Below are 10,000 nucleotides of genomic sequence, written 5' to 3' on the forward strand. Positions count from 1 at the left end.
GCGAGACGAAGCCGGTTCATTTCACTTAATATCTGGCTGAGATAAAATCCCCGCACCGAATGCCCATGCGACGCTGCTCTTGCCGAGTCGATGGCCTGATGGTCATCCAGCGTTGATGTTGGTGGTGTGGGCTCTCAAGCGTGAGGTAAGGGCAATTCGTGGATGCCTTGGCATGTACAGGCGATGAAGGACGTGGCACGCTGCGATAAGCGTCGGTGAGGTGTGAGCAACCTTTGACCCGACGATTTCCGAATGGGGAAACCCACCTATCCGATTAATCCTGCACGTTGGTAACGACGCACAGGGTTAGTTGGTTCAGGTATCTTGGAACTGAATACATAGGTTTCGAGAAGCGAACCCGGTGAACTGAAACATCTCAGTAGCCGGAGGAAAAGACATCAACCGAGATTCCGTTAGTAGTGGCGAGCGAACGCGGACCAGGCCAGTGCCTGATATTCAACTAGCAGAAGCTTCTGGAAAGTAGCACCATAGCGGGTGACAGTCCCGTATGCGAAAGTGATGTATCAGGACTCGAGTAGGGCGGGACACGTGTAATCCTGTCTGAACATGGGGGGACCACCCTCCAAGCCTAAATACTCGTACATGACCGATAGCGAACTAGTACCGTGAGGGAAAGGTGAAAAGCACCCCGATGAGGGGAGTGAAACAGTACCTGAAACGGATTGCCTACAAGCAGTGGGAGCCTCTTCATGGGGTGACCGCGTACCTCTTGCATAATGGGTCTGTGACTTAATGTACCAAGCAAGCTTAAGCCGATAGGTGTAGGCGCAGCGAAAGCGAGTCTGAATAGGGCGACCATAGTTTGGTGTATTAGACCCGAAACCCGGCGATCTAGGCATGACCAGGATGAAGGTGCGGTAACACGCACTGGAGGTCCGAACCGATTAACGTTGAAAAGTTACCGGATGAGTTGTGTTTAGGGGTGAAAGGCCAATCAAGCCGGGAAATAGCTGGTTCTCCGCGAAAACTATTGAGGTAGTGCCTCGAGCGAATACCATGGGGGGTAGAGCACTGGATGGATGCGGGGGTCGCGAGATCTACCAACTCTAACCAAACTCCGAATACCCATGAGTACTACTCGGGAGACAGACGGCGGGTGCTAAGGTCCGTCGTCAAAAGGGAAACAGCCCTGACCTACAGCTAAGGTCCCCAAGTCACGTCTAAGTGGGAAAGCATGTGGAAATCCCAAAACAACCAGGAGGTTGGCTTAGAAGCAGCCATCCTTTAAAGAAAGCGTAACAGCTCACTGGTCTAAACAAGGGTTTCTGCGGCGAAGATGTAACGGGGCTCAAGACGTGCACCGAAGCTTAGGGTGTGGATTTATCCACGCGGTAGCGGAGCGTTCCGTAGGCCGTTGAAGCGATTTGGTAATGGGTCGTGGAGGTATCGGAAGTGCGAATGCAGACATGAGTAGCGATAAAGAGGGTGAGATGCCCTCTCGCCGAAAGACCAAGGGTTCCTGCGCAAGGCTAATCCGCGCAGGGTGAGCCGGCCCCTAAGACGAGCCCGAAGGGGGTAGTCGATGGGAATGCGGTTAATATTCCGCAGCCTGGTGGTGTGTGACGGATGGTGTGTGTTGTACGGCCTTATCGGATTGGCCGTGCTTCGAAACTGTCCCGGGAAATAGCCCCACCGTATAGACCGTACCCGAAACCGACACAGGTGGTCAGGTAGAGTATACCAAGGCGCTTGAGAGAAGTGTCCTGAAGGAACTCGGCAAATTGCCTCCGTACCTTCGGAAGAAGGAGGCCCGATGTAAGCGCAAGCTCTCATCGGGGGCACAGGCCAGGGGGTAGCGACTGTTTAGCAAAAACACAGGGCTCTGCTAAGTCGGCTTCAAGACGACGTATAGGGCCTGACGCCTGCCCGGTGCCTGAAGGTTAAGTGGAGGAGTGCAAGCTCTGAAATGAAGCCCAGGTAAACGGCGGCCGTAACTATAACGGTCCTAAGGTAGCGAAATTCCTTGTCGGGTAAGTTCCGACCTGCACGAATGGCGTAACGACTTCCCCACTGTCTCCAGGACATGCTCAGCGAAATTGAATTCTCCGTGAAGATGCGGAGTACCCGCGGTTAGACGGAAAGACCCCGTGCACCTTTACTGCAGCTTCAGAGTGGCATTAGGAAGGAACTGTGTAGCATAGGTGGGAGGCTTTGAAGCGTTGGCGCCAGCCGGCGTGGAGCCATAGGTGAAATACCACCCTGTTGTTTTCTGATGTCTAACCTCGATCCCTGAAGCGGGATCAGGGACCCTCTGTGGCGGGTAGTTTGACTGGGGCGGTCGCCTCCTAAAGAGTAACGGAGGCGCGCGATGGTGGGCTCAGGCCGGTTGGAAACCGGCTGTTAGAGTGCAATGGCATAAGCCCGCCTGACTGCGAGACTGACAAGTCGAGCAGAGACGAAAGTCGGTCATAGTGATCCGGTGGTCCCTCGTGGAAGGGCCATCGCTCAACGGATAAAAGGTACGCCGGGGATAACAGGCTGATAACCCCCAAGAGCTCATATCGACGGGGTTGTTTGGCACCTCGATGTCGGCTCATCACATCCTGGGGCTGGAGCAGGTCCCAAGGGTTTGGCTGTTCGCCAATTAAAGTGGTACGTGAGCTGGGTTCAGAACGTCGCGAGACAGTTTGGTCCCTATCTGCCGTGGGCGTCGAAATTTGAGAGGAGTTGACCCTAGTACGAGAGGACCGGGTTGAACGTACCTCTGGTGTACCTGTCGTCGTGCCAACGGCGCAGCAGGGTAGCTATGTACGGACGGGATAACCGCTGAAAGCATCTAAGCGGGAAGCCTCCCTCGAGATAAGATTTCTCAGAGCGGTCGAAGACCACGACCTTGATAGATCGGATGTGGAAGCGCGGTAACGCGTGAAGCTAACCGATACTAATCGCTCTATTCGCGCTTGATGAGCTCACACCCCCAATATCAGCGCTGCTGATACCGGGCTGGGATTGCATCACAGCCAGACCATGAAAGTGCACGCATCGATTTTAACCCCCAGCACTCTTCGCACCACCGGCTTCATTGCCTGGTGACCATAGCGTCTGTGTCCCACCCGATCCCATCCCGAACTCGGCCGTGAAACCAGCCTGCGCCAATGGTACTACTGCCTAAGCAGTGGAAGAGTAGGTCGTCGCCAGGCATTGCAGCCCGTGGCGCGAAGAACGTGCACACCAAGAACCCATTCACATACACCCTCTCCCCAACAGAGAGGCTCGCTGGCAACACGCCAGCCATCGCGGGGTGGAGCAGCCCGGTAGCTCGTCAGGCTCATAACCTGAAGGTCACAGGTTCAAATCCTGTCCCCGCAACCAGATCACATCCAACAGCAAACCTTGGCAAGCTGTGACGTGACCCCTGTTTCTTCATCCACCTGGACCTAGAGACCGGCCCCTCGAAGGGACGGACGGAATGAAGCGGAAGCAGTTTTCGGAAGAGCAGATCATCGGCATCCTGAAGGAGGCCGAGGCGGGTGCGGTGGTGACGGAGCTGTGCCGCAAGCACGGTATGTCGAGCGCGACCTACTATGCGTGGAAGGCGAAGTTCGGCGGCCTGGAGGTATCCGACGCAAAGCGCCTGCGGTCACTGGAAGAGGAGAACGCCCGGCTCAAACGGCTACTGGCGGACACGGTGCTCGACAACGCGGGGTTGAAAGACCTGCTGTCAAAAAAGTGGTGACGCCCGCCGCGAAGCGGCAAGCGGTCGCGCATCTCCAGGCGACGTTGGGGATGAGCGAGCGGCGGGCGTGCACGGTCGTTGGGGCAGACCGCACGAGCATGCGGTATCGCTCGTGCCGGGCGGATGATGGCGACCTGCGGTCGCGGCTTTGCGAGTTGGCGCAGAAGCGTCGGCGGTTTGGCTATCGACGGCTGCACATCCTGCTGCGCCGGGACGGGGTCACGATCAACCGCAAGAAGACGCAGCGGCTCTACCGCGAGGAGGGTCTGACGGTCAGGCGCAGGAAGGGACGAAGGCGCGCTGTGGGCGCCCGGGCGCCTGCCCCGTTGCTGGCACTCCCCAACCAGCGGTGGAGCCTGGACTTCGTCCACGACCAGCTCGTCACCGGCCGACGGTTCCGCGTGCTCAACATCGTCGACGACGTGACGCGCGAATGCCTCCGGGCGGTGGTGGACACCTCGATCTCGGGCCGGCGGGTCGTGCGCGAGTTGACCGATCTGATCGCCGAGCGTGGCAAACCGAAGATGATCATCAGCGACAATGGGACCGAACTCACCTCGAACGCGGTGCTCGCCTGGTCCGGCGATGTGGGCGTCGAGTGGCATTACATCGCGCCGGGCAAGCCGACGCAGAACGGGTTCGTCGAGAGCTTCAACGGCCGGATGCGCGACGAGCTGCTCAACGAGACGCTGTTCTTCACCATCGGTCAGGCTCGCTCGATCCTGGCTCGCTGGGTTGACGACTACAACACCGAGCGGCCCCACTCGTCGCTCGGCTACGCTACCCCGGCCGCATTCGCTGCCGGGCTTGAACAGCAACGGGCGGGGTTAACCCCGCCCGTTGCTTTGCCTGCGCTCATGCGCGACAACACCGGGCGGTCTCTGGTTGCCACTGGATGAAAAACCGGGGTCACGTCAGCTGCTACTCACCAAGGCCTGTGCGTTTCTGTATCTAAAAGGCTGCTGTAGCAGCGTAGCAGCACTGTAGCACCGCCTGCATAAGCTTCAGAACGACCTGTAGCTGCGCTACGGTCCTGCTACATCGTTGTAATTCAAGAAAATCTTGTTCGCCAAACGTTCGCTATGCATAGCGTGGTGTGTGTCTTCCTACACTTTGCCGATCGTAACTGTTTCCAAGTGCATCTGGTGCCTTTGGCATCGTTATGGGTTTCTAGTGAGGCTTGGGCCGGCGTGTCAGCCGGCCAGCCAGATTGCGGCGGCGCTTCATGCCTATCCGCCCTGTTCCTGACGATACGCCGCGACGATGCGCGAGACGGTGGGTTCGCTGACGCCATAGAGCCGGGCCATCTCGGCACCCGACTTGCGACCGGAGGTGACGGACTCGGCAATCTCGCGACGCTGTTGCTCAGCCAGCTTGCGCCGGCGTCCGCCGATCCGGCCTTCGGCGCGCGCCTGGGCGAGGCCGGCGCTGGTTCGTTCGCGGATCATGGCCCGTTCGAACTCGGCGAAGCTGCCGACCATCTGCATCATCATCCGTCCAGCCGCCGTCGTGGTGTCGATTGCTTCGGTCAGCGAGCGGAAGCCCGCACCTACCGCCTCGATCCGATCCATGATGTGGAGCAGATCCTTCAGGCTGCGCGAGAGCCGGTCCAGCTTCCAGACCACGACCACGTCGCCCTCACGCAGCTGGCCGATCATCTCCTGAAGATTGGGTCGGTCCCAGCGCCCGCCGCTGGCGACTTCCTCAAACACGCGGCAACAACCCGCGGCCTTCAGTGCACGGGTCTGTGCCGTGTTTGACTGCTCATCTCCCTTCGACACGCGGGCATAGCCGATCAGATAGGGTGTGTTGGTCAAGCGTCCTCTTTCCCAAACGCCTGTATTTGTAAGCCAAGGCGATATGCGTAACGACCCTACTGGTCAGGGCTTTCATAAGCCTATTTCACAATACCGCTGAATGGTAACCGATTTTCAAAAGGAGTAAGGTGCCTAGACGCGGGTTACGAGCCAACACATAAGCCATTTGTCTATATGTATGATTGTCGACAGGTATGCAATTGTGTGTGAAATGGTAGAAACGAATTCATACTCGAAAGCACGAATTATGATGCAAAATCGTGCCATTTCCCTTGGGGAACATACTCAAGAGCGCGCAAAATTCGTGCTTTCGAGTATGAATGGCTGATGGCTCGCCAGTCCACCAAGCGCTCGAAGGATCGCAGGGCCATGGCTATCCCTCAGAATGACCTTTTCTCGCTCGATAGCCCTCTCCAGGGGGAAATCCGTGGCGAACGATCGCTGATGGCCTTCCCTTTTTTTGCACTCGCCAAGACGGCTTGGATGAAGCCGCTGACTTACAAGACCGAGCAGGTGTCAATCGAGGTTCGACCTTCAGCGAGCGGTGTGGCTACGATCTATGATAAGGAGATCGTTCTCTACATCGCTAGCCTGATGGCGGCGAAGCTCGAACTAGGCGAGACGGTCGGTCAGGATTTCATTTTCACTGCGCATGACCTGTTCACCGTAACTGGCAGCAACCACTCCGCGCGCTCTTATGCCCGCCTGTCCGAAGCGCTGGAGCGATTGCAGGGAACGCAGATCAAAACCAACATTGAGGCGGGTGGCGAAGGCGAGGAAGGCTTCTTCTCCTGGCTCTCCGAGGCCAAGCTCCATTATTCCAGATCGCACAGCGGCGAACGTCGGCTGAAAGCAGTAAAGGTACGGCTGTGCGACTGGCTGTTCCGGGCAATCTTGCTCGACCGGCACGTACTCGATTATGCCACCGCCTATTTCCAGCTCGGTCCGATCGAGCGGCGCATCTATGAGGTGGCCCGATCAACTGATGAAGGGGAGGGACTAGATCTCGATATTGCCACCTTCCGGCTGCAGATTGGCTACCAGAACCCTATCGCCAATTTCCGGGCGGCGCTGAAGCAGATCGCCGGTGGCGATACCATTCCAGACTATCGGATCGAACTGGTCGAGACACTGGATCAGCATGAGGAGAGCCGCCGGGGTCGCAAAGCCAATCCGATGCGAGTTGCAATAACCCGCCGCCCTGCCATTTGCGATGAAGGGGCTAGTTCGGATTCGAGTCAGGATGGGTTGGGCGATTCGCGGACCAAGCCAGACTGTGAATCCCCCCTCGAATCGGGTGCGGATGTCACAGAGGAGGAAACGATCGTCGTGGATTGAGCATACGCGATAGCACGAACTTTCGGTCCAATTCATACTCGATAGCACGAACTTTCAGGCAAATTTCACGCCTGCAGCCTCAATTTTTTTCAATTCATACTCGATAGCACGAACCGTAAACACTTTCCCGCTTGGGCCAATCCTGCGAGAACTGGCCTGCGGGTCGGCGGGCTGTGCCGACGAGAGATGGAAAGCGGCTGTGACCACATAAAGGAAAGCCCGGCACGAAGGCCGGGCATCCCAGGGGTACTATCAAATCAAATTTGAGTGGAGCGACGTCGCCAAACGTCGAACCGGAGCCAACTCCCTCCAGATACCTCTGATCGAACGTTTGTTCAAGGATGCGCGCTTCGCGCCACAGATTCTTTTATCCTGGTTCCGGCCCCGGAATGGGGATGGACAATGACCGCCTTTACCTTGGGCGAAGCAATGACGCCGGCTCTTACGCGGGTGGGGGGGAGCAAGCGTACGCGTGCTGGCACGCCACATCGCACGGGCGCGCCGGTGCGGCGCGGCAGTATCGAAGCGGGAAGTTTTGAGCGCATGTTCTTCACCGTGCCCGCGAAAGGGGAAACTGATCGGTTGCTGCGGATCGCCCGCCGTACGCTCGACGCCGGGCGACGCTTGGCACGCGAGGAGCGCATGGGTACCCGAACGTTATCGCGTAGCGAGCGTGCCATTGCCGCGCTTACCGCTGCGGCGGTGCGCGTCTATGAGGAATTGCTCGCACTCGCCAGGCTCAACGAGGGGCAGGTGTTTCCCAGCTACAACCACCTCGCCAAGGCAACGGCGCTTGGTCGCGCCACTGTTGCACGGGCACTCAACCAGCTTGAGGCGATCGGCTTCCTTATGCGCCAGCGACGCTTCAAGAGGATCGAGGCCCAGGGAGCCGGCCCTCGCTATGCCCAGACGTCCAATGCCTATCGATTTGCTCTGCCCAAAGCGGTCATCGCCTATCTGCCACGCTGGATGCAGTCTGCGCCCCCACCGGACGATGTTATCCAAGCAGAAGCAGATCGGCAGGAGATGCAGGCGGCCATGTTGTCACGCCTGTCGTGTCGCGAGCTGGCGCAAGCGACACTGAGCGGTCCGATGGGTCGGGTGCTGGCCAGGCTAGGCGCGCGGATCGATGCACTGGAGCGTGAGTCTCATAATGATCCGGAACCCAAAATAGATTCTATTATCAAGAAGATTACGATCTGAGGTGGAAACCTGAAAACGGCCAAGTCATGGATCTTGGTCGCGTCAAAACCTCGAAAACATCCTTTGAAGAGAGCTCAAAACGGCGGTTACACCGCCGTAATGCTTCCGTGTGGGCGCAAGAGAAGCCGTTATTGCTTCTCACTGGCTTGGGCTTTGAATAGGCATCGGCTTGTATCTGTAATACCTAGTGGTCCATCTCCCTTACGCGTATGAGCGAAAAAGAAGTCACATGTCGAACTGTCGACACGTTGGAGAGCCGACAATGCCGACGATCGCGATCATCAGTCAAAAAGGGGGGGCAGGAAAAACGACGCTGGCGGTCCATCTCGCCGCGGCGGCCCAGGATGCCGGAATGGTAGCGCTGATCGTAGATACCGACCCACAGGCAACAGCCAGTCTATGGGCAACTTGGCGACAGGATAATCCTCCCGAGGTAATCGATAGCCCACCACCAAGGCTTGCCGCTAAAATCCGCCAGGCTCAGGAACAGGGTGCTCAATGGATCCTAATTGATACACCGCCTCATGCCGATAGCGCTGCCCGTGCTGCGGTCGAGGTCGCGGATTTAATCCTAATCCCCTGCCGACCCAGCGCGTTCGACCTTTCAGCGATCGAAACAACTGCCAAACTTGTCCAATTGCTCCGCAAGCCCGCCTATGTCGTTTTTACTGCCGGCCCTCCCAAGGCACCTCGAGTTTATCAGGAAGCCGGAGAGCTGGTGGAAAGCTATGGTACGCGCCCCTGTCCGTTCCAGGTGCCAGATCGCGCCGCTTATCGGCATGCCAGTGCTGAGGGACGAACCGTCATGGAACTAGAACCCGCTGGCAAAGCGGCGGAAGATATTCGGCAACTCTACAAATGGGCATGTCGTCAGGTAGTCGTGTCGACAGATGGCGAGGAGAAGATAGCGTGAGCCGTAAGCCTAGTTTCGCCAACCTTCGGGATCGGCAGGCAACGATTAGAGCAAGTACGCCGTCGACCGGCCCCGTCGCGGCTTCGCCCAAGGGGGCGACCAGCCGCGAAGGACGCAAGCAGATCGCCGGCTTCTTCACCCCTGAAATGTCGTTCGCCATGCACGTGCTGGCGCGTCGCCAGGGCCGGAGCCTTCAAGCGTTAATGGCTGAAGCCTTTAACGATGTGCTCCGGAAGCACGGCGAAAGTCCGATCGGCGATTAAAGAGGCAACATCGCCAAAGCCGTCGTAGCTCACGATCTCTGGACAAATGCCCTGGTCGCTGCCGGCCCACTCATGACCGTTGGCCCTCTGCATGGCTGCATGATCACACATCCTGCATGTGGATGCCCTCTCGGCATGTAAGAAATTTTTTAAAGGGGGTTTGACGAATCGGGAACTCCAGCCTAAATGCCCTTTCACCGCAGCGCTGGACCGGGTGGTTCGGAGGTTGTGGCAGCCGAAAGGTACGGATGCCGGGCTCTTTCCTGAGGGGAGGGGTTGATGGGCGTCCGGTATGTTTGTCGGCTGGTTCTTTGACATTGTAGTTTGAAGATGAAGGGACATGTGGGCGGCGGCTCGTGTGTGTGCCATGCAAGGTGGTACGTGCACGTTAAGCTAATAAGCCGTTCTCATATGTCCTGAACCGTATCCATATACGTTTAGTGTTATGTGCAGAGCGGCTCCTTGAGATGCTTTTGCTGTCCTGTGGTTATTCCGCTGTGGGATGGTGAGGGTCATAAACTTGAGAGTTTGATCATGGCTCAGAACGAACGCTGGCGGCATGCCTAACACATGCAAGTCGAACGATGCCTTCGGGCATAGTGGCGCACGGGTGCGTAACGCGTGGGAATCTGCCCTTTGGTCTGGGATAACTGTTGGAAACGACACCTAATACCGGATGATGACGTAAGTCCACAGATTTATCGCCAGAGGATGAGCCCGCGTCGGATTAGCTAGTTGGTGGGGTAAAGGCCTACCAAGGCGACGATCC

The 10,000-nt window shown here is 57.5% G+C and carries 6 protein-coding genes, 1 tRNA gene and 3 rRNA genes (1 of these 10 only partly in view); 9 read left to right on the forward strand and 1 reads right to left on the reverse strand.

Translation table 11 applies throughout. The features are described from left to right. Positions 1-135: 135 nt before the first annotated feature. The 4 genes from GGQ96_RS20630 to GGQ96_RS20645 all read left to right on the forward strand — a co-directional run bounded on the left by GGQ96_RS20630 (position 136) and on the right by GGQ96_RS20645 (position 4,596). Positions 136-2,926 (forward strand): 23S ribosomal RNA (locus GGQ96_RS20630). Positions 2,927-3,046: 120 nt separating this feature from the next. Further along, positions 3,047-3,161: ribosomal RNA gene (gene rrf, locus GGQ96_RS20635) — 5S ribosomal RNA — on the forward strand. A 95-nt stretch (positions 3,162-3,256) separates the two neighbouring features. Next, positions 3,257-3,333: transfer RNA gene (locus tag GGQ96_RS20640), tRNA-Met, on the forward strand. Positions 3,334-3,430: 97 nt separating this feature from the next. Beyond that, a protein-coding gene (locus GGQ96_RS20645; protein ID WP_425506721.1) for an IS3 family transposase occupies positions 3,431-4,596 on the forward strand; the annotation gives its coding sequence in 2 pieces (ribosomal slippage) (positions 3,431-3,692 and positions 3,692-4,596; 1,167 coding nt in all). 330 nt (positions 4,597-4,926) lie between these two features. On the opposite strand, the gene GGQ96_RS20650 is transcribed toward GGQ96_RS20645, so the two are convergent. Then, entirely contained in the window at positions 4,927-5,514 is a 588-nt protein-coding gene (locus GGQ96_RS20650; protein WP_184117141.1) for a recombinase family protein, read from the reverse strand. A 327-nt stretch (positions 5,515-5,841) separates the two neighbouring features. Between GGQ96_RS20650 and GGQ96_RS20655 the strand changes: the two genes are divergently transcribed. The 5 genes from GGQ96_RS20655 to GGQ96_RS20675 form a co-directional block, all read left to right on the forward strand. Then, entirely contained in the window at positions 5,842-6,852 is a 1,011-nt protein-coding gene (locus GGQ96_RS20655) for a replication initiator protein A (RefSeq protein ID WP_246360758.1), read from the forward strand. 402 nt (positions 6,853-7,254) lie between these two features. Then, positions 7,255-8,055, forward strand: coding sequence for a helix-turn-helix domain-containing protein (locus GGQ96_RS20660; RefSeq protein WP_184117142.1), 801 nt, complete (start codon positions 7,255-7,257; stop codon positions 8,053-8,055). Positions 8,056-8,317: 262 nt separating this feature from the next. Next, the gene (parA, locus tag GGQ96_RS20665) at positions 8,318-8,968 is read left to right on the forward strand and encodes a ParA family partition ATPase (RefSeq protein WP_184117143.1); all 651 of its coding nucleotides are present in this window, start codon (positions 8,318-8,320) and stop codon (positions 8,966-8,968) included. Continuing rightward, positions 8,965-9,231 (forward strand): ribbon-helix-helix domain-containing protein, encoded by a 267-nt coding sequence (locus GGQ96_RS20670; protein WP_184117144.1) that lies wholly within the window; start codon positions 8,965-8,967, stop codon positions 9,229-9,231. Before parA ends, GGQ96_RS20670 begins: the two co-directional genes overlap by 4 nt. A gap of 516 nt (positions 9,232-9,747) precedes the next feature. Continuing rightward, a 16S ribosomal RNA gene (locus GGQ96_RS20675) occupies positions 9,748-10,000 on the forward strand; it runs 1,234 nt beyond the window's last position.

The sequence above is a fragment of the Sphingomonas abaci genome (assembly GCF_014199625.1).
Taxonomy (GTDB): Bacteria; Pseudomonadota; Alphaproteobacteria; order Sphingomonadales; family Sphingomonadaceae; genus Sphingomonas; species Sphingomonas abaci.

Excerpts from the sequence above, each read along its gene's own strand:
- GGQ96_RS20655 (WP_246360758.1), top strand. The coding sequence starts at position 5,842 with ATGGCTCGCCAGTCCACCAAGCGCTCGAAGGATCGCAGGGCCATGGCT.
- GGQ96_RS20660 (WP_184117142.1), top strand. The coding sequence starts at position 7,255 with ATGACCGCCTTTACCTTGGGCGAAGCAATGACGCCGGCTCTTACGCGG.
- parA (WP_184117143.1), top strand. The coding sequence starts at position 8,318 with ATGCCGACGATCGCGATCATCAGTCAAAAAGGGGGGGCAGGAAAAACG.